Consider the following 22,817-nt stretch of genomic DNA (forward strand, 5'->3'; position numbering starts at 1 on the left):
CCTTTGACGCGAATCACGAACCTCAGTTCGGGTTCGTCCTGCCAGTACGCACCAGCCAACGGTTCCCTGTATTTCTCCACTTGCTCGGCAACTTGCTGTTGCGCGGCGTGCTGCACGTTAATCCGCCTTGCGGCCTCTTGCGCCGAGATGACCTGCCCCCACCGTCCGTACCAGTGATTACTGATAAAGCCCTGGGTTGAAGGTTACTGCGTCGTTGGTTTGTTGTGTACGGTAGTTGGCGGCGAACTGTGCCGGCGGGATGCGACCACAACTGCTATGCGGCCTGATCTCGTTGTAGTGGCGTCGCCAGTCTGCGATCACGTCCCGCGCTTGTGCCAACGAGGTGAACCAGTGCTCGTTGAGGCACTCGTCGCGGAACTTGCCGTTGAAGCTTTCGATGTAGGCGTTCTGCGTGGGGGCACCCGGCTCGATCAGGATGTGCTCGATGCCATGTCGCTGTGTCCAGGCAATGAAGGCGCGACTGGTGAACTCCGGGCCATTGTCGGTACGGACCGCGCGTGGATAGCCACGGAAGCACGCCGCCTGATCGAGCAGCCGCACCACGTAAGCGCCGCTGATGCCGTGATCCACGGCAATGTCCACACTCTCGCGAGTGAAGTCGTCGACCACGGTCAGGCACTTGATGCGGCGTGCGTTGGCCAACGTATCGAACACGAAGTCCATGCTCCAGGTGTCGTTCGGCATGGAGGCCGCCAGCAGTTTCTGGCGCTCGCCTAGCGGACGCTTGGCCTTGCGCCGCTTGCGCACCTTCAGCTCGGCTTCCTCATACAGGCGATAAATCTTCTTGTGGTTCACGGACGGAAACTCCGGGCGCAACAAATCATGCAGTCGGCGATAGCCGAAGCGGCGGTGGGCCTGGGCCAGCTCGACCAGCCGCGCGGACAGCGCCTGCGTGGCTGGCGTCGGCACGGGTTCGTGGCGGAAAGCATCGCGGGACAGCCCCGCAAGGCGGCAAGCCCGGCGCTCGCTCAACGCGGTGTGTTCGAGCATTCGTCGGATTGCCTCGCGCTTGCGTTGCGGGGCTAGCGTTTTACCCCGAAGCCGATCTTCAGCGCTTCGATGTCTAGGTGCGCTTCGGCCAGCAACTTCTTCAGCCGATTGTTCTCGACCTCCAGTTCTTTCAGCCGCTTGGCCTCGTCGGCCTCCATGCCCCCGTACTTGGCCCGCCACTGATAAAAACTGGCTGGGCTGAAGCCATGTTGGCGGCACAACTCCGCCACGGCCATGCCCGCGTCGGCCTGCTTGATGAACCCGATGATCTGCTCGGTGCTGAATCTGCTCTTCTTCATGTCCGTCCTCTTGGCTTGACGGACTTTACAGCTTCAGATGGTATGACTCAGTGGGGGCAGGTCAGAGAGCATCGCGCTGTTTGCGTAAGATCTGGCTTCAATGCTATCCGCTTTCACGCCAGGGGTCTGCGCTAAAAGGGCAAAAGGCACATTCAACAATGCGGCCAATAGAAATTCTGAAGTTGTCCTCATTTTCAATTTCGTATTCACCCCTGCGCTGCGCTTTTTATCAAGCGAGAGTCCACGGGGTCAACCTCTAGTCCAAGCAGCCGGCGACCTCCTGCAAGCGTGGGCAAGCCATGACCACGTCCTTGGGAAGACGGCGGGCACTGCTGCCCGCACTCATGGGTTGCCGCCGATACGCGGTTGGCCGATTCTGTCCTAAAGGGGCCAGAGGAAATATCCATTTCAAACGCATATTTCCTCTGGCCCCTTTGCGATCCTCGGCCTGGCCCCTTTGCGGCCCCTTTGCGATCCTTCAAAGTTCATAACACGCTCTAAGCCTTTGGATTTTTGTGCTTCTCGTTGTAATAGTTGAGCATGGCATCGAATCTAGTTAATGGCCCAGAGAACTTTTCCTTAAACTCGCGAATGTAGTCTGCAATTTCTTGATGATAAAGGTCAATGAAATCCTGGGCGATGACCTGATTTTTATAGAACTTCTGGCACCCGTCGTTGTATGCATTAAGTAGTCGCTCAACCATGCTATCGAATACCTGCTGCTTTATAGCGAGTTCGTCTTTTTGATCTTTAGTTGGTGACCTCTTTGCCTTCAGGAGGGCAAGTTGCATCGCGATCGATTCAACTTGAGCTTTTGCTGCATCAATGTTGCTCTTGATCCCCTGAAGAGCTATTTGTTTAAGATTTTCGGTGGACGAGAGCTTTGCCTTATAAGCAGTGAAAATACTTGTAGCCACCGCCACAACTGAAATTAAAACGGGAATCCAAAATTGGGACTCTTTCCCCTCAAGTGCTGCGACTCTAAGTGAAAGTTGTTGGACTAGTACAACTACGAGCGGACCACTCATTTTCAATTCCCCATAGTGCTAGATCTGATTACTTGGATCAACTTGCTAAGTTCGCTCGAATCCTTAGACTCGAGGACAATCGAGAGTTCATCCGGAGTCCTTTTCTCTGGAAGAAGTACTGACTCAATATTATTTACAAGATCATTCTTGTCGAAGTCAGTTAATGAATCTCCAGATTGTGTATATTTGAGATCATTGATTCTCTGAGCGATTTCGCTCGCAGCGCTAGGGTTATCGCTATTCAAGAGCAGATAGTTTGCATACTCGGCAGCAAGCGAAATTATGGTTGCCATAAATATCTCCAGAAAGGCCTAACCACTATTGGACGTCTAAGCGCGGCATAATACGATCCTTGCCGAGTTGTTGACCACCGTCAATCCGGCCAAGGCGCTTATGTACCTCACATTTCCCGGCATTGCCAGCTTCCCGCCTGGCGTCACGTCACATTTTTGCTTGCTCAACGCCCTATTAGCGGTATAACGAAGAAGCCGGGGAAACCGGCGCTGTGTCTTTTCCCAGCGTTCACCGCACCGCCAGCGTGTTGTTGGGAACCGGGGTCAAAATGCAGCTCTAAGATGCCGGGCACGAGGAAAGAACAAACTGCAGCCATTTGCCCTGCGAAAGTTGCCGTCCGCGCCATCAAATTCATAACTTATAAAAACTAAGACTTAAAATCCAAATGGCCAGAGGAAATATCCATCTCAAATGCATATTTCCTCTGGCCCCTTTGAACCGCCCCTTTGAACCCGGGGTGAAGGCTCGGGAATCCCCCGCGTCAATGCTTCGTCGTCCGAGCCAGGATTTCGGTAAGTGAACGCGAATCGGAGAACTACGCGCCAAACTTGCTTCTACAGTCACTAGCAGGAGATCAAGATGGGTGTATGCGCTTCAAGGCCTAGCGTGGCAGGTTCACCCGTGGCAGGTTCACCTGAGCATTATCCAACCCACGTCACAGAGCAGACCACGCCCTCTACGCCTTCATCTCCCGAGGCGTCCATGTCACCCAGACTGCATGACTTAGCGGCACTCCGCTCTCCCCGGGCGAGGCGGGCCCACTCAGCGACATCCGCCCGTACCTCGGGCACCGGCGCCATGGCAGGGCGAGCGTCCCTTCCTTCATCGTCGTCCGGACCTACGCTCGCGGCTCAATTGCAGGACTATATTCAAGCGCTGGAGCACGCCGAGCTTCAAGGAAAACAATATCCGGCGGCCAAACTCGATCAGAAGCTCCAGCCACAGATGGTGGCGGCCCAGAATCACATCCATCCCAATCTCGATGTGAAGGTTTTCGAGGCGTCGAGATCCGAGCCGGATGGCTTGCGGCAAGCTATCGTCAATACCCGGCGGGGCGAGCGGTGGCGCGCCGTCGTCAACGTGGAGCGCATCGATGGAAAGGGAGCGCCGAGCCATGGCATCGCGGTGGACGTGTCGGGAGGTCGTGGCAAGGTGTCCGTTCTGGCGGTCGACAGCGTATGGGGATGCACCGACACGCTGGCCGTCATGACCGCCGCGTTGAAGGGCGTGAAGAACGCGGAGCTGACCATCCTCAACACGGGCACGCAGAAGGATAACGTCAACTGCAAGATCTTCGCCCTGGCGAATGCGAAGGCGATGGCGGATGCCGATGACTTGATGGTGGATCTCCACAAGAAGAATTTTGGAGGGAAGATCGTCGGGACGGGCGATACCATCAATGGCGTGGACGTCACGATCGCGCGCGGCTCCGACGTGCTCGATGCGCCCTTCTTCCAGCACACGACGTCGAAGGACGTCTTCGACGATCTTCCCGTGCATATCCGGGAACCACTGGAGGAGAGCTTCGCCCAGAATTTCCGGGAGATCGAGGCGGCAGGTAAGCGCAGGGCGTACAACACCTCCATCGAGCAGCAGAGGCTCAAGTACCTGCGGGATGCGCTTGCGCAGTGCCCAGGCCAGTCGCGTTGAGCGACGCGTTTTCCGAGCCAGCCCTGTCAGCCGGCGTAGAATGGACATCGACGCCTTGGCCGCGCTTTTCACCGACGCCCGGTACTGGAGCCAAGCGCTCAAGGAAATCCACGAGGTGCCCCTGAGTTGATTGTGCAATTTCGGGGGACGGTCAAAAACAGCCATTCCGCTGCACCGGCTAAAAGGACCAGAGGAAATATCCGTTTCAAACGCATATTTCCTCTGGCCCCTTTGCGGCGGGGTCAACCTCTAGTCCAAGCAGCCGGCGACCTCCTGCAAGCGTGGGCAAGCCATGACCACGCCCTTGGGAAGACGGCGGGCACTGCTGCCCGCACTCATGGGTTGCCGCCGATACGCGGTTGGCCGATTCAATCCGCTTTGACCAGGCTCACCACCAGTTCGCCGTCGCGCACGCGCACGTGCAAGGTCTGGCCGATGGCGAAGCCCAGTTCCTCCATCCAGCGGCCGCACAGGCGCAGCGCCGGCACGGTCTGGCCGCTGGCGGCCTGGTGGATGCGGCCGACGGTGCAGCGCTGCGGCGGGCGCGTGCGGCGTGGAGGGCGTTGTTGGCGCGCAAGCTCGGCGGCGTCGGCCGCGGCGATCTGCTCGGGCGTCAGCATGGGGATGAGCTCGGACTCGACGATGGTCCAGTTCGGGCAGCAGGCAGCCTTGCGCGTGGCATGCTTGCGCGCAGGGGCGGGACGGGATGACGGTTGACGCATGGCAAAGCCTCCTTGTCAGACAGGAACCCGCCGCCGACCGGCGACGGGATGTCGGGAGGTTAGAAACCGCAGACAGACGGCGGGCGTATTCCCCCGAAGGGTGTTGTATTAGCCGCCCTCCCGACGCAGGCATCGCGTCGGCTTGCGCCTGAAGATCAGGCACAAAAAACCCACCGGTTTGTCGGAGGTGGGTACCGCTGTCTGAGGAGTTTCTACGCTCCTTGAGGTTAAGATTGCTACTGGCTTCTTTAGATGTCAAGCGGCGGAAAAGCACCAGCGCAGAAGTAGAAGTGAACCTGATCTCGTTACTGGTGGCTATGGCAGAGTGCCAATCCTACGGCGCTCTTCAGAAGCCTAGAGGCGGGCTCGGCTTGAAGGGATTTTTTAGGCCACGGGCGTATTGACATCCACAAGCATTCACGCTATTAAAGGGATGCAACGGATGCCCAAGGAGCCTCCATCGTTATGCGATGTGCTCGGCGGGCATCCTTTTTTTATTCCGTGTAACGATTTACAGCGCCGACTCCCTTGAGATATCTGGCGAAGACGAGGTGTTTGATCGTTTGCTTAGAGGAGATCGACAACTTATTCGGATGAGCCTTACGCACATGACTTGACACGTGCTTTTCGTCGAGCGTATCGATCATCGCATGCAAGACAATCCCATAAACAAGTATGCGCTGACGCGTCTTCTTCACCCGAATATTATTTAGCTCTGTTTTCAGTGGTTCCAACCAGTCAGAAAATTGAGGATCTTTGATTCTCTGTGTGAAATCAATGATTGTGCTCGTTCTCAATGAAGCAGCGCTAATTTCTGTAGCGATCTCGCCGATGGCAATTTGGTGAGTTTTATCAACCAATCGAATGCGTTGCGATTCCAAGCATGAGCGAAATGCGACAAGCTTCTTTCCTCGCGCGTCCTCATTTAGTGACACACCTAAGGACTCGCGATCAAGGATAACTAAACGGCTCCAGAATGCGGCGTAGAGATATGTGAGCCCAAGCAGTTCGCTTTCGATAGTGCCTTTGGGTGAAGAAAAGTCTCTCTCGGCTAGCGATATAGTTTTTCCACAAATCGCATCTGCCGTTTTCAGCAAAGGATCAAGATGCTTGTCGACTAGGCTCTTGGCATCCTTTTTCTCCTTGAGTTGGTACTTGATCCAAGAAATTAAGTACTCCAGGATCTTGAGAGCTAGCCCGCCAGAGAAAGCAGCAGTCACTAACGACCACCAAGTAACCGGTAGTTGTGTTGCCCCTGCGGCTTGTGTAGGTTCAATCACAATAATTTCCAATTGGCTTTTAAAAACTTATGTTCAGCCAACGGCTACGTGGCGTAGGCTCGGATGAATTATTAGAGGTCACCACTCATTGAGCTCTCGGAATGCGAGTGTTTGCATCAGCGATTCTTCTGTCCCCAAGAGCGAAAAAGCATTGATATTCATAGCATCGAGCTTTCGGAGAAGCTCCCTACGAAGCCTGCCCGGTATAAGAACCTTTTCTAGCCTATCATGTTGGTCACTCGCAGAGCCCATTGCTGACTCGTGATGATTAAAATACCACTTCTCACTGTTTTTGGCTATGCATGCGGTGTATTCTGATTGTTGGATGAAGTGGCGTCTATGTGCTGAAACGTACTGGCCCAAGGTCGCTATCTCTGGTGCTCCTACCAAGCCGCCCTTGCCATAACCCAGATTCTCTACATACATATACAACGCAGAGTCTTCTTCGTGCTCGGCCCCTGCGCAAGCGAAGTAAAGGGCGACATACAAAGATCTGCTCCAGTCGAGGAGCGGCGTCGGAAATCCATGATGCCTTAGGTACACCATGAACTCGTACTGGCCCTCAAGGAAGCCGATCTGCGACAAGCAGAATGCGTTCCCAAGGGTCTTCTCGTTTCTGTGGTTGAAGGCGAATCGCCGGTCTGTGTATGCCTCAATGCCTGGCTTAACCTTGCTCAGGTAACGGATGTACTCCTCGAATTCGAGGTTTTGTTTTCCGAAGCGCTCGAGAGTGGTGTCTAAGTTCCAGCCAGCACGAGAGTGTCCTCGGAAAAGGACTGGTGAGACGTATGCGTACTCGTGTGGTTTTCTTGATCGGCACTCATCATCCAGCGTGGCAGCAAGTTGCTCTAGGTCATAGAGACTGGAAATCGTGTGTGTGGCCAATGTGACACCTCTAACGCCTCCCATAGTCCCACCAACGAAGTGGGTTGGGCTTGCACGAATTGTTATGTTGCTCCCGAGTGTCCTGTGAGAGTCCTAAGTATCTCTGCAACCAAAATTTGGTGTCAGAGTAAACATTCAAAAGTTGCTAGCGTTCAAATAGCCTAGGCTGATCATCAGTCTCAAGCGGAATTACGTATTTAAGGATAAGAGTCGGCCGTCGCTCGGCTTCTGTATGCTGTTTTGATAGACGCGTGACAGTAGCAACTATACGGCAGCGAAGGAATAACGCTGGCTTGAACTGAATTATACTGCCGACCTCAGGAACACAGTTCAGAATATGTCCGCCATATTCAAAGCCGATTGAGTTTGTATTTTCGTTACCGCGAGTCAGGCGACCTTCAAGCTCAACCACTTGGCCATGCTCAAGCTCAGGGAACAAGAATTCATCCTCACTCAATGAGTTCTCATGGCCGAAATATACTTTATCACTGGAGGTTATTAAGGCTTGCTCAATCTGACCATTGACTTTACTAGCCACGATCAGTGAGCGATTCTCTTGAATCGGGAAAGTGAGTTTTTTTAGAAGGCCAGACGATATTCCAACGTACCATTGGAAGTACTCCAGTGGTACGTACATGAGCTCACCTTCGCTATTTTTTATTCCGACGGATCCTTCTGAAACTCTCCATGAGAGATCTGGAGCTGAGAAATCTAGATTTCCCTTGGTATGTTTTACGAGGTCTATAAGCTTTCTTAGCGCGTCTATAGACTTTCGAATTACGTCTTTGAAACCGAGGTCGGCAAAGTCATTCTCAGCCATTTTCTCCGCAGCCTTCTTGATATAGGCTGCAACAAATATTCCAACCCCGCCTATTACAACAACTTCCCAAGAGCCTTTGTGGGTCTTTACGGTTATTTCGTAAGGAAGAGCAGAGAATCCTTTTGATTGCCGGCGGTTGAAGTACCGAATCAACTCATCGAGCGCTAACAACGAGTTACCCGCAGCGTCTGCGCCGATAGATCCGTCTTCAACCGCTGATCCAACAAACTTTATGTACCCAACGCCCTCGCTCTCCGAAGTCACTCTGCTCCCCCTGTTAGATTCTAGTGCGTGAATTGAGCCAACCTGCTAAGCGGATTCGACTTATATATATTGACACGCAGCATTACCGAGAACCGGGGGATAAGACGCAGCACCATCAAGTTGGTGGTCTCTTCTATTTGAAATAGTCGCGCGGGTGCAGACTACACGTGCACCGAGCTGGCCTAGCCGGTCAACAAACTCCATGAATGTCCTCCCCCCCCCCCGAATTGACGATCTCGTTGTATCACGACTCGCGGCGGGGCTGGGAGACAAATGCTAGCGTCATCGTGCGAGGCGTTTTGCTCTTCCTTGCAGCAGCGTTGCTGGTGCTTTTTACTCGCGCATACCTCTCTCGATCACGGTAACTTCATCGAATTGTTGAGCTGCGTGACTTCCGCAACCTCTACTTCCGTCATCACACGCAAACGCGCTTCCTTGCCAATTACACCAGCCAGCAACGCCAACCGCACCTTCGCAGTCCGCGGCTTCAAATCCCGCGGCGCCTCCAACGCAGGAAACGCTGCACGCGCCACTTCCCGGCCACGCGCGTCTTCCAGCACCACGTATCCCGCAGGCGCATCCGCATGGCCAAGGCTGTGCACGGTGACTTCGATAGCCTCCGCGCTCACCCGCACGTCGCCACGCCCAATCCCCAAATCCGGCCGCAACTCGACCGGCACCGCGGCAGCCGCGACCAATTCGAACTCCATCACCACGGTCTTGCCAGCCGGGAATTCCACCTCCACCGCCCCGCTCTTCTCGAACGCGAAGGCGCGCGTGGCGGCCTTGCCGTCGATGCGCCCGTCGCCATCGCGATCGACGCCCGCGCGCATGCGCCATTGCCCGGCGGCGACGTTCCAGCCGGTCATCTGCGCCCGCTGCAGCTTGCCGCTGGTGTTGTAGGCGATGACGGTGAAGCGGTCCTGGCGCGGTTTGGGCAGCAGCAGGGCGACCTGCACCGCGCCTTCGGGGTCGGCGAAGCGCCAGCTGACGGTGTGGCCGGGGTAGGTCTGGTTGCGCTTGAGGGCCACGCCGCCCAGGCGGGCGCGCTGCAGGTGCACGGTGGGCGATTCGACGCGGTCGCTCCACCAGTGGCCTTCGGTGTTCATGTAGAAGCTCTGCAGTTTGTCGCGGGTCTCGGCGCGGTACAGGGTTGCCAGCCAGGCGGTGTCGCCCGTGGCTTCCCAGGCGGCGTGGTGGGCGAAGTCGGGGACGGCGCCGGGCTGGGCGGCGGCCTTGGCCAGGTCGGCGCCCCAGCTGTCGCGTTTGCCGAGCAGATCCAGGAAATTCTCGTTGAGCAGCGACAGGCCCGCCGGGCCGGCGTTGGCGACGCGGTAGTCGATGGGTTTGAGGTAGCGCGCCTCGCCGGTCCAGCGCCAGGCGGCCCAGAAGGTGTGCAGGGTGTCGGCGCCGCCGCTGCCTTCGAACAGTTCGCCGCCGCGGGTGTTGCCGGTCTTCCAGTTGATTTCGTTGGGCAGCGCCCATTGGCCCTTGGCATTGGTGTACGCGTAGGCGAGGTAGCCGTCGGCCAGGCCGGTGACGATGCGGCGGCTGTTGGGGTCGGCGTTGTAGCCGCCCAGCAGCAGGGCCGGGTGCAGTACCGGGAACGCGTAGGGTTTCTGCCATTGCCAGTTCGGTTCGCGGTAGACCTTGCGCCCGCCGAACCAGTTGCTGGCGAACAAAAGGTGGCCTTGCGGGTTGACCTGGATGATGGTGTCGAAGGCCTTCACCGTGCGCATCAGGCGCTCGACGGTGAGCGGGTCGCCCCAGTTGAGGTAGAGCATGGCGCTGTTGAGGTTGATGCCTTCTTCGTAGGCGTGCAGTTCGTCGGTCTCGATGGTGGACAGGCCGTCGGTGAACATGCCGTTGCGATAGTTGGCGTCGGACAGCGCGGTCAGCGAGGCGTTGAGTACATCCGGGTCCACGCCCATCAGGGCGACGCCGGGCCATTGCTGGGTGAGGTCGGAATCGTCGGAGATGCCGCCGCCGAAGTCGCCGTAGGCCACTTGCCGTTTATCGATCCACCAGCGGATGTAGCGGCGCGTGGCCTTGAGGTCTTCCAGTTGCCAGAACGCCCAGGCCGGCACGCCCTTGGGCGGGGTGGGCAGGTCCACCGGCAGCGCGCCCTGGTTGCCGTAGCCGATGTCGTTCCAGTATTGGCGGGCGAGCGCGTTATCCGGGTCCACGCGCAGCAGGTCGCCGATGTCGGCATCCAGGCGCGCGTACAGCCGCTGGCGCTTGGAGGTGGTGTGTTCCTCGACCAGGAAGCCCCAGTTGTCCTTGACCTGGTTGAAGCGGTCGGCGATGTGTTCGGCCTTGGCCTGGTCGCGCGGTTTGAACAGCAGGCGCAGTTGCGCGCCGTCCAGCGCGCGCGCGTCGAAACCGGGCGCGGCGGAGGCGATGCTGAGCATCAGGCTGTCGTTGCTCAGGATGCGGTCGCGCAGGTCCAGCCATAGCGTGCGCGGCTGGCCGGGCTTGACCGACACCGACACGTCGAGCATGTCGCGCGCCGGCCAGATCGGGTCCTTGATGCGGAGGTTGAGCGGGATCAGGCCGTCGTGGGTGGCGGGCAGGTCCAGCGCCGGCAGGTCGATGGCGATGCCGTCCAGGCCGTCGTGCATGTTTTCCCAGCCGTAGGACCAGCTGCGCATCAGCGGCTGGTCCGGCGGGGCGTCGCCGAGGCTGGAGGGGATCAGCACGTGCACGATGGGCAACGGCGGCGCTGCGGATGTTTCGGCGCTGCGCTTGCGCGCCGGCGCCTTGCTCGGCAGGGCGACCACGGTGCTGCGCTCGCCCTGCGGATAGCGTCCGGCGATGTCGCTGCGCAAGGCGGCGAGGTTGGCATAGTCGGGGGCGATGTCGCTGCGCACGGTGTAGCTGAGGGTGGCGCTGGGGTCGGACGGCGGCGCGCCGGCGCTGACGTCGTAGGCCCAGATTTCCTGGATCGGGGTTTCCTGCGCGGTGTTGGTGAAGCGCAGGCGGCCGCCGCGGCGGCGCTCGAACTGATCGACGCTGCGCACGGTGCCTTGCGTGCGCTGGAACAGCGGCGCGAGTGTGGCGCCGGCGGCGGCGTAGCTGGCCTGGCCGTCAGCGGCGCCGCGCAGTTCGATGCGGTTGAACGGTTCGTCGGGCAGGGCCAGGTCCAGCGCCTTGCCGCCTTCGACGTAGGTGTTCCAATCCGGCAACTGGAAGTAGTCGTTGCGGCCGGGCAGGCGCGAGCGGTTGTAGACGCCGGGCCAGGTGGTCTCGGCGATGCCGTCGGTGGCTTTCCACATCCACTGCTTGAGGTCCCTGGCATCGGCGAATTCGACCTTGCGGATGCGGGTGGACGGCGCGTCCAGCACGGGGGGCGCGTGGCCGTGGTCCCAGCCGTAGCGGTGCAGCCAGGCGTTGCGCGCGGCGTCGGCGCGCGGCGGTTCGGCGCTGCGCGGTTCCTGCTGGCGCGCCAGGGCCGCGGCGCCGGCGGCGTCGAGCATGCGGTCGTAGGTGCGGATCTCGTCGAAGTCGCTGCCGCGCAGGAAGTTGTAGCGGCTCTGCACCTGGTGCGGCGCCATCACCCGCCCGGCCAGGCCGAGCTGGTCGAGCGCGGCGTCGAAGTCGAGCGCGCCGCCGTCGGCGCAGGCTTGCGCGCAGTCGGCGCGCGCGGCTTCCTTGCCATCCACGTACAGGCGCACGCCACGGGTTTCGTCCCAGGCGAAGGCGAGGTGAGTCCATTGGCTGGCGGTAGGGTTCTTGTCGAGCTTGAACGACACGCGGGTGCGCGCCAGGTTGGCGTCGGTGACGAAGGCGTCGAAGCCGTGGCCGTTCCAGTCGATGCGCAGCCAGGCCATGTCCCAGCTGCTGTGGTCGGCGTAGCCGACGCGGAAGATCACGAACGGCGCTTCGCCGACCGCATAGCGCGCGCGCCAGAAGAAGGACAGCGTGCCGCGTTGGGTGTAGAGGTTGCCGGGGGCGTTCCAGGCGAGGACGCCGTCGTCGGCCCAGGCGATCGCGTTGCCCTTCACGCCGGTGGGGACGAGGGCGACCTTGTCGCGGACGTTGGGGGTGGGGTCGCCCTGGGCGATGTCGGCGTCGAAGCCGTGGTCGGCGGAGACGCGGAACAGCAGGTCGGGAGCGGTGGTGGTGGTGGGTGCGGCGGCGGCGAAGGCCTGGAGTGCGAGGCAGGACAGCATGGCCAGGCAGCGGGCCAGCATGCGATTGCCGGTGTTGGGGGATGTTTGACTTGTCCGTGCGGAGTATCGCGCGTGCGGCGCGGGATCGCGGGATGGTGGGTTTCTGTCGCGGCTGAAGCCGCTCCTACAGGTGGCGGCTTCGGGGGCGATGGGCCTTGTCGGTAGGGCCCGTCGCGACTGAAGTCGCTCCCACACTCTGGTCATGGCGCCGGCAGCGCGCGCAGCGCTGCGGCGGATTGCGTCTTCCATATCGCTCCTTTGCGATCGCCGTGCGCACGTGCCGCCGCATGACGATCCTCCCTCTCCCCGATCCGGCGAGTATGCAGGCAGCGGGCATGGCGGGGGCCGCGCGGGGCCACGCGACACCAGCGGGCGTGTGACTCAGAACTTGTAGCGCACGCCGAGCAGGTACTGGCGGCCGGTTTCGGTGTATTGCAGCGGCAGGCGCCCGGTGGTCGGCGAGTACACCCACTCGTCGGACGCTTCGTTGGTCAGGTTGATGCCTTCCAGGCTCAGTTCCAGCTGCTCGCTGATCCTGTAGCGCAGCGAGGCGTCGATGACGGTGGTGCCGGTCATGCCGTGGGTGCCGTCGACGTTGAAGCCGGCTTCGGTGCCCGGCGCCTGGGTCAAGTAGTCGTCGCGGTTGGTGGCCGAGACGCGCCCGGAGAACACCTCGCCTTCGTAGAACACGGTGGCGTTCCATGAGGACTTGGACAGGCCGGTGAGGTCGTTCTTCATCACCGGCTTGCCGGTGTTGTCCAGGTACTGGATCTGCGAATCGACCCAGGTGTAGTTCAACTGCACGCCCAGGTTGGACCACTTGCCGGGCAGGAAGGTGAAGGGCTGGATGTAGTTGGCTTCCACGCCCTTGAGCTTGCCGCCGGGGGTGTTGAGCGGGATGCTGAAGGTGAAATCGTCGTTGACCGAGGCGTTGGTGCCGTCGAGCAGCGATGCCGGCAGGCCGCTGCTGGAATACGGACGCACTTCGCGCGCGGTCTGGATGAAGCTGTCGATGTCCTTGTAGAACAGGCCGACGCCGGCCATGGCGCCTTCGTCGAAGTACCACTCGAAACCCAGGTCGACGTTGGTGGCGCGGATCGGGTCCAGATCCGGGTTGCCGCCGCTGACGGTGCGCGCGCCGCCGGCCACGGCGACGGTCACGCCCGGGGTCAGGCTGCCCAGGCCCGGGCGGGTCATCACTTTGGCCGCGCCCAGGCGGATCAGGAAGTCCGGGGTGACCTCGGCGACCAGGTTGAACGAGGGCAAGGTGTCGTCGTAGCTGCGCTCGACCGTGGTCTGGGTCGGCACGTTGTTGATCAGCGCATAGCCGGTGGAGGCCTGCTTGGTGCGCACGTAGCGCACGCCGATGTTGCCCGACAGCGGAATGTTGCCCAGGTCGGTGGAGAACTCGCCCATCAGGTAGGCGCCGCGGTCCTTCTCTTCCACCCTGCGGCTGTTGTTGCTGCGCGGGGCGACGGCGAACAGACCGCTGTTGCTGTAGAGGTCGAAGCCATCGACGAAGGCGTTCAGATCCGGGATCACCCAGTTCGACGGGCTGCCGGCGATGCCCTTGAGTCCGGCCTGCCCGGTCATGTCCACCGGCACGAGCTTGGTGCCATTGGCGAAGTTGGGCACGGTGCTTTCCGAGGCGCGGCGCAGTTCCACGGTCTTGAAGGTGTAGTCCTTGGCCAGCACGCCGCCCTTGAGCCGGAAGCCGGGACTGATGTTCCAGTTGAAGTCGATCTGGCCGGTGTCGAAGTCGTTGTCCACGTACTGCGGACGCAGGCGGATCTCGGCCAGTTCCCAGCCACGCGGATCGGTGGTGTCGATACCGTAGTTGATCACCGGCGCACGGCTGTTGCCGCGGTAGTCGTAGCTGTAACCATCGACGTCGTACTTGTCCATGATGATGGTGGTCTGCACCGGGTTCTCGTGCCTGGAGCGCGAGGTGCCGACCTTGCCGGACAGGGTGACGTCGTCGCTGAAGCGGTGCTGCGCGCTGAGGCCGATCTGCTTGAACACGGTGTTCCACTCGTCGTGGCGGTTCTCGCTGCGGATGTCGGCGTTGTCGAACTCGCCGTAGACCAGCGCGTTGTTGCGGATCTCGCCGTTGCGCACGATGGTGGTGGGCTTGCCGTCGCGGTCGGGACGCCGCGCCGCGCCGGTGGCCGCATCGCGGTTGCGGCTGAAGGAGATCGCTTCGATGTAGTGTTCGTCGCGCTCGGCGTCGATCTTGGAATACAGCGTATCCAGCGCGATCTCGGTGGCGTCGCTGGGCTTCCACTGCAGCGAGCCGGTCACGCCCAGGCGCTTTTGCGCGTGCTCCATCTGCACGTAGCGCGGGAAGCGCGGCTGGTAGACGTTGGCCGCGCGCGCGGACGCGTACGGCGAGGACGCCGCGAAGCCGCCGTTGCTGGTGCCGCCGGCCCAGCGGCCGGTGTTGGAGCCTTCCTCCAGCGCCTGGCGCTCGGAGTAGGCCACCGACAGCAGCGCGCCGAAGGTGCCGTCGGCGAAGGTGTTGGAGATCAGCGCGGCCAGGCGCGGATCAGCCTTCTGCGCCATCGCGTTGTAGCCGGCCTGGCCGCTGGCGACGAAGGTGAAGCCGCTGTAGTCGAACGGGCGCGCGGTCTTCAGGTCGACGGTGGCGCCGAGCGAACCTTCTTCGACATCGGCCGAGGCGGTCTTGCGCACGATCAATTGCGAGAACAGGTCGGAGGCGAACACATTGAAGTCGAAGCCGCGGCCGCGATTGGTGCCGCCGCTCTGGTCGCCGGCGCCGACCGTGGTCAGCGCTTCCATGCCGTTGATGCGCACCCGGGTGAAGTCCGGGCCGAGGCCGCGCACCGAGATGCTGCGGCCCTCGCCCGCCTCGCGGGTGATGACCACGCCGGGGATACGCTGCAACGATTCGGCCAGGTTGAGGTCGGGGAACTTGCCGACGTCCTCGGCCACGATGGCGTCGACCACCCCAGCCTCGCCGCGCTTGATGTCCAGCGCCTTCTCCACGCTGGCGCGGTAACCGGTGACGGTGACCGTGTCGAGCTGGGTGGCCGGCTCGGTGGCACCACTGGCGGTCGCGGGAACGTCCTGTGCCTGGACGATGCCGGCCTGCAGGGCCAGTCCGATCGAGAGCGCGAGCAAGGTAACCGGTGTCTTCCGGCGTTCAGTGCGAGATTGCATGTCCTCCCCTCCCAAGGGTTACATGAACTGCGTGATATTTCGGGCTGTTTGCCGCGGATGACACCGCTGGTCAAAACCGACGTTAACAGTTGCGAAACATTGCGGCATCTTGCAGCGCAACAGAAATCGCGCCGAATTTGCGGGCTTTCGGCACAAAGCTGTGCCTGGCCTGGCGCAGCCGCTACGACGCTGGCCCCCCTGGCCGCCGCGAAAAATGACACCGATAGTCAAAAAACTTGGCTGTGGCCGCCGTTCCCGGCATGCTTGGCCTCCCCTTCGATCGATCAGGATCCTCCTGCCATGACCGCATCCCGCATCGTCTGCTTCGGCGAACTGTTGCTGCGCCTGGGCGCCCCCGGCCACGAACGCCTGCTGCAGTCGCCGCGGCTGGACGTGCACGTCGGCGGCGCCGAGGCCAACGTCGGCGTGGCGCTGGCGCATTTCGGCCACGACGTGGCGATGGTCAGCGTGCTGCCGGACAACCCGCTGGGCGAAGCGGCCGCCGGCGAGCTGCGCCGGCACGGCGTGGACACCCGCGGCGTGCGCTTCGTGCCCGGGCGCATGGGCCTGTACTTCCTGACCACCGGCGCCGGGCACCGCCCCAGCGAAGTCACCTACGACCGCGCTGGCTCGGCCTTCGCGCTGGCCCAGGCGGACGCCCACGACTGGCCGGCGCTGCTGCGCGGCGCGGACTGGCTGCATCTATCCGGGGTGACCCCGGCGCTGGGCGAACGCGGCGCGGCCGCGGCGCTGGCGGCGGCACGCAGCGCGCGCGACCTCGGCGTGCGCGTGTCGTTCGACGGCAACTACCGGCCCAAACTGTGGGAGGCCTGGAACGGTGACGCGCCGGGCATCCTGCGCCAGCTGCTGGCGCAGGCCGACGTGCTGTTCGCCGACTACCGCGACCTGGGGGTGGTGCTGGGCCACCAGTACCCGCAGGACGGCGCGCAGGCGCGGGTGCAAGCCGGCGCGCGCGACGCCTTCGCCGCGTTCCCGCAGCTGCAGGCGATGGCCTGCACCCAGCGCGTGGCACACAGCGTGGATCACCACAGCCTGGGCGCGATGCTGCTGCGCCGCGACGGCAGCGTGGCGCAGGCGCCGGCCGAGGAATTGACCGGCATCGTCGATCGCATCGGCGGCGGCGATGCGTTCGCCGCCGGCGTGCTGCACGGCCTGAGCCAGGGCTGGGACGACACCGCCACGATCCGCTTCGGCCTGGCCGCCGGCTGCCTGAAGCACTCGCTGCCGGGCGACTTCCATGCGCTGGGCGAAGCCGACGTGCAGGCCTGCGTGGGGACGTCGCGGTTCGATGTGAAGCGGTGAAAGGCCGGGAATGGGGAATGGGGATTCGTGGGAGCGCTGGTGGCGGCGTTTTTGCGCGCGGCACGGGGTTGCTGGCGATTCGTGTTCCTGTCGCGGCTGAAGCCGCTCCTACAAGAGCGTGCGGCCCTTCCTGTGGAGCGGCTTGAGCCGCGACGGGAAAATGAGGCGGTCGCGATGCCAAGCTCCCCATGGGAAACCCGGCATCGAGGCCACCACGAACCCCGAATCCCGAATTCCCGCCTTTGCAGGAGCGGCTTCAGCCGCGAGCGGCGACACGCTTCAGGTGCCGGGCGGTTTCCATGTGCGGATTGGTGCAGACCTTGCTGCAATGCCCGGCGCAGCGGCGGCCCTGGTTTCCCGCGTCGCGACTGAAGTCGCTCCCACAGTGGCGACCGACACAGTCTCTGCGGTGGCCGGCCGCGCTCCTTGTGGGAGCGCGCGGGACGCCATCCAACGTGCCTGATTGCAGGCGCCGGCCGCACCTCCCATCCGATTCGCGCCGCGGTGGTTTCATCGTTCCGGTCGCGGCTGAAGCCGCTCCTTGTATCTGGACATAGGGCCCCTACGGCGTTATGTCTTCCGACTGATCATCGGAGGAGGTGCCGGAAGTCCAGTCGCTCCTGAAGCTTCGAGCTTGTGCTGTAGATCGGCTCCCGCCCTCCGTTTGCTGGCCCACGATGTCCGTACGGTATCCAGAGTCCGCCGCTGGCGTGAACTCGCATCCACAAGGCAGGACCGGGCGCAGCGATGATCGTGTTCACCCCACGATGGAGGAATCGCTCATGTCCCCAGTCGTCGGCATCGACGTCGCCAAACGCAGTTTCGACCTGGCTATCGACCTGGCCAACAGCAAGTACCGCACCAAGGCCAAGCTCCCCAACGATCCGAAGGGCTTTCAGATCCTGCAGACGTGGCTGCAAACCCATGCGCAGGCGGACAGCTGGATCGTGATGGAAGCCACCGGCACCTACCACGAGGCCCTGGCCGAGTTCGTGTATGGGTTGGGATACCGCGTGTGCGTGCTCAATCCGGCGCAGATGGCGCTGTATGCACGCAGCCAGCTAACCCGGGTCAAGACCGACCGCAGCGATGCCAAGCTGATCGCCAGCTACGGCCAGCGCCATGCGGCCCAGCTGCGGCCCTGGCAGCCCGATCCGCCGGCGCTCAAGCGGCTCAAGGCGCTGGTGCGGCGCCGGGACGACCTGTTGCAGATGCTGCAGATGGAGCGCAACCGCTTAGACGTCGCAGCACTGGTGGTGCGCGACTCGCTCCTGGAGAACATCGGCCAGTTGCAGGCGCGCATCGCGCAGATCGAACGGGCCATCGACGACCAGATCGATCAGGACCCCACCTTGCGTGGGCAGCGCGAACTGCTGGTGAGCATCGACGGGATCGCCGGCACCAGCGCGGCGTTGATGCTGGCGGAACTGGGCAATGTGGAGCGCTTCGCCCATGCCTCGGCAGTGACCGCCTTTGCCGGGCTCAACCCCCGGCTGCAGGAGTCCGGCAAGCGTCAGGGCCAGGTCTGCATCTCCCGCACCGGCTCCCCGCGCCTGCGCGCCGGCCTGTTCCTGCCGGCCTTGGTCGCCATGACCCACAACCCAGTCGTCCGTGCGCTGAAGCAGCGCATGCGCGAGCGTGGCAAGGCCAACAAGCAGATCATCTGCGCCGCCATGCGCAAGCTGCTGCACATCGCCTACGGCGTGCTCAAATCACGCACGCCCTTCGATCCTCAAAAGACCCTTGTCTGTTAGGGAGGAAGACGGTATCTACAGTGCACCCTGCAGGCGATCCGCAGGCCGTGTAGGGGCGGCTTCAGCCGCGACAGGCACTCACAGAAAAACGGCCGGCATCGCTGCCGGCCGCATGCCGCATTCCCGATGCCGCATCCCGGCTGCCTACAGCGCGATGCAATCGAACTGCACGTCCGGATTCACGTCGGCGTCGTAGTCCACGTCGTTGCGCTCGAAGCCGAACAGCTTGAGGAATTCGTGCTTGTAGCCGGCGTAGTCGGTGAGCTGGAACAGGTTCTCGGTGGTGACCTGCGGCCATAGCGCCTTGCACGCGTCCTGCACGTCGTCGCGTAGTTCCCAGTCGTCCAGGCGCAGCCGGTTCTGCTCGTCGGTGGCCGGCGCCTGGCCGTCTGCGCGGTACATGCGCTCGCGGAACAAGCGGTCGAGCTGGTCGATGGTGCCTTCGTGCAGGCCCTTTTCCTTCATGATCTTGTAGACCATGGAGATGTACAGCGGCATCACCGGGATCGCCGCGCTGGCCTGGGTCACCACCGACTTGAGCACCGCCACGTTGGCGCTGCCGCCGCTTTGCTGCAGGCGCGCGTGCAGGCGTTGCGCGGTCTGGTCCAGGTGCACCTTGGCCTTGCCCAGCGCGCCGTGCCAGTAGATCGGCCAGGTGATCTCGGTGCCGATGTAGCTGAAGGCCACGCTGCGCGCACCCGGCGCGAGCACGCCAGCGGCGGCCAGCGCGTCGATCCACAGTTCCCAGTCCTGGCCACCCATCACGGTCACGGTGTCGGCGATCTCCTGCTCGGTGGCCGGCTCGATCGAGGCCTCGATGATCGCGTCCTTGTTGGTGTCGATCGCGGTGGCGGTATAGGTCTGGCCGATCGGCTTGAGCGCCGAGCGCTTCACTTCACCGGTGCCGGGCAGCTTGCGCACCGGCGAGGCCAGCGAATACACCACCAGATCGACCTGGCCGCCCATCTCGGTCGTGATGAGGTCGATCACCTGCGCGCGCGCCTCGTCGGAGAACGCATCGCCGTTGATCGACTTGCTGTACAGGCCCGCGGCCTTGGCATGCTTGTCGAATGCGGCCGCGTTGTACCAGCCGGCGGTGCCGGCCTTCTTGTCGCTGCCCGGCTTTTCGAAGAACACGCCCAGCGTGTCGGCGCCGAAGCCGAACGCGGCGGTGATGCGCGAGGCCAGGCCGTAGCCGCTGGAGGCGCCGAGCACCAGCACCTTCTTCGGGCCGTCGCTGCGTACGCCGCGCGCGCGCGTGGCGGCGATCTGCTCGAGCACGTTGCGCTCGCAGCCGAGCGGATGCGTGGTGGTGCAGATGAAACCGCGAACTTTGGGATGGATGATCAATGCCTACTCCTCGTCAACAAGATGCTTGCGGCATCTTAGGGCCTGGCAGCGTCATTGGGGAGGCCGCGGCGGGGCTGGGCAGACGGGCATGGCGGCAGCGACGGGTTGGCGTGCACGTGGCGGCGCCGCAACCGACATGGTTGCCGCGCGTCGGTCAGGCACGGTGCGGTGCGGTCTTGCGCAGAGGTCCAGCCGCAACGCGTCTGCTCAAGGCCAGGAAGACGAAGCGCACAGCGTTGCGACAAGACCTGACCGCAAGCGAGGCCGTTGCCTTGCCAACAATGGCGCCCGCGCGCAGGCGCAAACCAAACGCGACGAGAACGAGTGTCGTCACATTGGCGCGTGGCGGTTTTCCGGGGTCCAGACCACGGTTGGTCTACGACAGGCAGCGGCTGTCGTTTCGTGACGAACCGGTTACGCAAGGGCCTCGGTGATGCGGCTGCAGCAGCTGACAATACGCGAGCGAGAAGCTTCTCTTGTTAGTCAATTTTTTCTCTGCGGCACCCATCGCGAACTGACGCCAGTTCAACTATCTGCATGCTCTACACAGCCAAGCAGTGCGTTGTTCAATTCAATGGCGTCATTGCAGTTTGCACGTACGGCTCGCACAACATCTGGATGCACGGGTACGTCTTCTTTAATCTTATGCAAAAGATTAACCACCGATAAAGCATCTCCTTCCTTTACCCCCATAGGCTGGATATTCGTCTCAAAATTGCACGCAATGTTTACGGCTTTGGCCAGAATTTCTGGTCGGACATAGCATTTGGCTCCCGAATACTCAACGCTTGCACGAGGTGGCGCTAATCGCGATGCATAGCCGGGCTGCGCCGAGGGCCGCTGCACGCCTGGACGAGCATTATAGTATTGGTCAACTGCACGCTCAGCGTTCGCTGCCATATTATACAAACCATCCGGACTACTCTGACTTTCGCCTCTAAGTCGCTGCGTCGCCAATGTCACACCCTTCGTCGCGATTTCATGAGCATCTTGGAGATCGGGAATGCCCTCGCTGTCGACACAAGATTTCTGCAAGCTCGGGAGTGTAATGTTCCGAATGTTGGAATTTATGTCACGCTGTACCGCCGCTAAAGCAGGGGGGAGCTGAGGGCGCGCAGGGAGCCCTCCCAGTTGTGGGTGAGGGGATGCTGCTGGCGATTCCTGGCCACGACGTGGCGCTAATCGCGATGCATAGCCGGGCTGCGCCGAGGGCCGCTGCACGCCTGGACGAGCATTATAGTATTGGTCAACTGCACGCTCAGCGTTCGTTGCCATATTATACAAACCATCCGGACTACTTTGACTTTCGCCTCTAAGTCGCTGCGTCGCCAATGTCACACCCTTCGTCGCGATTTCATGAGCATCGTGGAGATCGGGAATGCCCTCGCTGTCGACACAAGATTTCTGCAAACTCGGGAGTGTAATGTTCCGAATGTTGGAATTTATGTCACGCTGTACCGCCGCTAAAGCAGGGTGGAGCTGAGGGCGCGCAGGAAGCCCTCCCAGTTGTGGGTGAGGGGATGCTGCTGGCGATTCCTGGCGAGGATTTCTCTGCTCGGCATCGTGTTCGGGCGCGCGAGAACTTGAAGAAGAACTACCGAATCCCAAGGCCCTTCCAAGTCGACGCATTTCTTTTTCCTGCCATTTAATCTTGACAAGACCATTTGAATAAAAAATCCGTCTATTTTTGCTTCGAATGCCGAAAAGATGAGGCGATAACCGAACTTCGCGCCCGTCTCCGGGCCAAAGCACCGTTACCGATTGGGTGGCCGCCGTCGCTCCTGCTCCGCTACGGCGACGGCGGCACCTGGACCGAGCGCACCTTGCACTGCAGCGTGGCCGTGCCGGCCCATATCGGTTTGCAAACACGCCTGCTGCGCACCATCGTCCGGCCTGTGCATGGACATGCAGGCACGCTGACCGTACCGATGGGCCTTGGCGCCAGCCTGCCTGGCCTGCATGGACGCGTACTGCAGCAAGATGCAGGCAGCGCGTGGCGGCAGCGATGAGTTGCATGCAAAAAAGACGTCCGGCAGGTCGCAGCGATGGCCAGCGGTCACTGTTCCCGCAACCGCATGGCGATCACACTAGCGCCATGCCATCGCCGACCGCCCGTTCGCCCGGCCTGCAGCGCGATGGCGTACACCGACAATTCCCCAAGGACACGACAATGCCTGTTCCACATCCCGATCTGTTGTTCATGCTGCTGGGCGCGAGCTGGGGCGTGTTCGAGATGCTGCTCGGCCACCGCCGCCGCGCGGCCGATGGCGGCGCGCACGACCAGGGCACGCTGCAGCTGCTGTGGCGCGTGCTGTACGCGGCGGTGGCGGTGGGCGTGTTGCTGTCCTTCGCCGGCCTATGGCGCTATGCGCCGGCGCTGCAGGAGCCGGCGCGCTGGCTGGGCTGCGCACTGCTGGCCGGCGGCCTGGGGCTGCGGCTGTGGGCGATCCGGGTGCTGGCGCGCTGGTTCACGGTGGACGTGACCATCCAGGACGACCACCGGCTGATCCGCCACGGGCCGTACCGCTACCTGCGCCATCCGTCCTATACCGGCGCGCTGCTGGCGTTCTACGGGCTGGCGATCGGCCTAGGCGATGGGCTGTCGCTGCTGGCGATCGTGCTGCCGGTGACCTGGGCGTTCCTGCGCCGCATCCGCGTGGAGGAAGCGGCGCTGACCCAGGCCTTTCCCCATGAGTACCCGGAGTACGCCAGGCACAGCTGGCGGCTGCTGCCGTTCGTCTGGTGAGAGCGGCCGCCGCCCCGGCGCGGCATGGTCCGAGGCGAT

The 22,817-nt window shown here is 61.9% G+C and carries 15 protein-coding genes; 5 read left to right on the plus strand and 10 right to left on the minus strand.

Annotation, left to right across the window (positions count from 1 at the left end; genetic code table 11):
• Nucleotides 1–177 precede the first annotated feature (177 nt).
• Nucleotides 178–1,310 (minus strand): IS3 family transposase gene (locus ISN38_RS09920; protein ID WP_108084527.1). Its coding sequence is split into 2 segments (ribosomal slippage): nt 178–1,055 and nt 1,055–1,310, totalling 1,134 coding nucleotides; the frame shifts between segments, so codons are not numbered across the junction.
• A 497-nt stretch (nt 1,311–1,807) separates the two neighbouring features.
• On the minus strand, nt 1,808–2,338 hold the full coding sequence (locus ISN38_RS20300) for a hypothetical protein (RefSeq protein WP_230811694.1): 531 nt from the start codon (nt 2,336–2,338) through the stop codon (nt 1,808–1,810).
• Nucleotides 2,339–3,487: 1,149 nt separating this feature from the next.
• On the opposite strand from ISN38_RS20300, the gene ISN38_RS09930 reads away from it, so the two are divergent.
• Nucleotides 3,488–4,282, plus strand: a complete 795-nt coding sequence (locus ISN38_RS09930) for a YopJ family acetyltransferase (RefSeq protein WP_004425563.1) — start codon at nt 3,488–3,490, stop codon at nt 4,280–4,282.
• 368 nt (nt 4,283–4,650) lie between these two features.
• On the opposite strand, the gene ISN38_RS09935 is transcribed toward ISN38_RS09930, so the two are convergent.
• From ISN38_RS09935 to ISN38_RS09960, 6 genes are all read right to left on the minus strand, one after another.
• On the minus strand, nt 4,651–5,004 hold the full coding sequence (locus ISN38_RS09935; protein WP_058363552.1) for a SymE family type I addiction module toxin: 354 nt from the start codon (nt 5,002–5,004) through the stop codon (nt 4,651–4,653).
• A gap of 494 nt (nt 5,005–5,498) precedes the next feature.
• Complete coding sequence (locus ISN38_RS09940; RefSeq protein WP_155615912.1) at nt 5,499–6,284, minus strand: hypothetical protein; 786 nt, start codon at nt 6,282–6,284, stop codon at nt 5,499–5,501.
• 78 nt (nt 6,285–6,362) lie between these two features.
• Nucleotides 6,363–7,169, minus strand: a complete 807-nt coding sequence (locus ISN38_RS09945) for an FRG domain-containing protein (RefSeq protein ID WP_196480388.1) — start codon at nt 7,167–7,169, stop codon at nt 6,363–6,365.
• Nucleotides 7,170–7,314: 145 nt separating this feature from the next.
• Nucleotides 7,315–8,253, minus strand: a complete 939-nt coding sequence (locus ISN38_RS09950) for a hypothetical protein (RefSeq protein ID WP_155615913.1) — start codon at nt 8,251–8,253, stop codon at nt 7,315–7,317.
• 356 nt (nt 8,254–8,609) lie between these two features.
• Nucleotides 8,610–12,446 carry a LamG domain-containing protein gene (locus ISN38_RS09955; protein WP_241753925.1) on the minus strand — a complete coding sequence of 1,279 codons (3,837 nt, stop codon included), beginning with the start codon at nt 12,444–12,446 and terminating at the stop codon, nt 8,610–8,612.
• Nucleotides 12,447–12,806: 360 nt separating this feature from the next.
• The gene (locus ISN38_RS09960) at nt 12,807–15,605 is read right to left on the minus strand and encodes a TonB-dependent receptor (RefSeq protein WP_047324352.1); all 2,799 of its coding nucleotides are present in this window, start codon (nt 15,603–15,605) and stop codon (nt 12,807–12,809) included.
• Between the two features lie 300 nt (nt 15,606–15,905).
• Between ISN38_RS09960 and ISN38_RS09965 the strand changes: the two genes are divergently transcribed.
• On the plus strand, nt 15,906–16,928 hold the full coding sequence (locus tag ISN38_RS09965) for a sugar kinase (RefSeq protein WP_004425574.1): 1,023 nt from the start codon (nt 15,906–15,908) through the stop codon (nt 16,926–16,928).
• 782 nt (nt 16,929–17,710) lie between these two features.
• Nucleotides 17,711–18,682: an IS110 family RNA-guided transposase gene (locus ISN38_RS09970; protein ID WP_047324345.1), complete on the plus strand. Its 972-nt coding sequence runs from the start codon at nt 17,711–17,713 to the stop codon at nt 18,680–18,682.
• 144 nt (nt 18,683–18,826) lie between these two features.
• On the opposite strand, the gene fabV is transcribed toward ISN38_RS09970, so the two are convergent.
• Both fabV and ISN38_RS09980 read right to left on the minus strand, forming a co-directional pair.
• Nucleotides 18,827–20,032 (minus strand): enoyl-ACP reductase FabV, encoded by a 1,206-nt coding sequence (gene fabV / locus ISN38_RS09975; protein ID WP_058362350.1) that lies wholly within the window; start codon nt 20,030–20,032, stop codon nt 18,827–18,829.
• A gap of 525 nt (nt 20,033–20,557) precedes the next feature.
• A complete protein-coding gene (locus tag ISN38_RS09980) occupies nt 20,558–21,067 on the minus strand; it encodes a hypothetical protein (protein WP_148561979.1) in 510 nt (169 codons plus the stop codon).
• 629 nt (nt 21,068–21,696) lie between these two features.
• Between ISN38_RS09980 and ISN38_RS09985 the strand changes: the two genes are divergently transcribed.
• Both ISN38_RS09985 and ISN38_RS09990 read left to right on the plus strand, forming a co-directional pair.
• Nucleotides 21,697–22,041, plus strand: a complete 345-nt coding sequence (locus ISN38_RS09985; protein WP_141696174.1) for a hypothetical protein — start codon at nt 21,697–21,699, stop codon at nt 22,039–22,041.
• A 161-nt stretch (nt 22,042–22,202) separates the two neighbouring features.
• Nucleotides 22,203–22,778 carry a methyltransferase family protein gene (locus ISN38_RS09990; protein WP_047324350.1) on the plus strand — a complete coding sequence of 192 codons (576 nt, stop codon included), beginning with the start codon at nt 22,203–22,205 and terminating at the stop codon, nt 22,776–22,778.
• The last annotated feature ends 39 nt before the right edge of the window (nt 22,779–22,817 follow it).

This window comes from Xanthomonas translucens pv. undulosa (assembly GCF_017301775.1).
GTDB lineage: Bacteria > Pseudomonadota > Gammaproteobacteria > Xanthomonadales > Xanthomonadaceae > Xanthomonas_A > Xanthomonas_A translucens.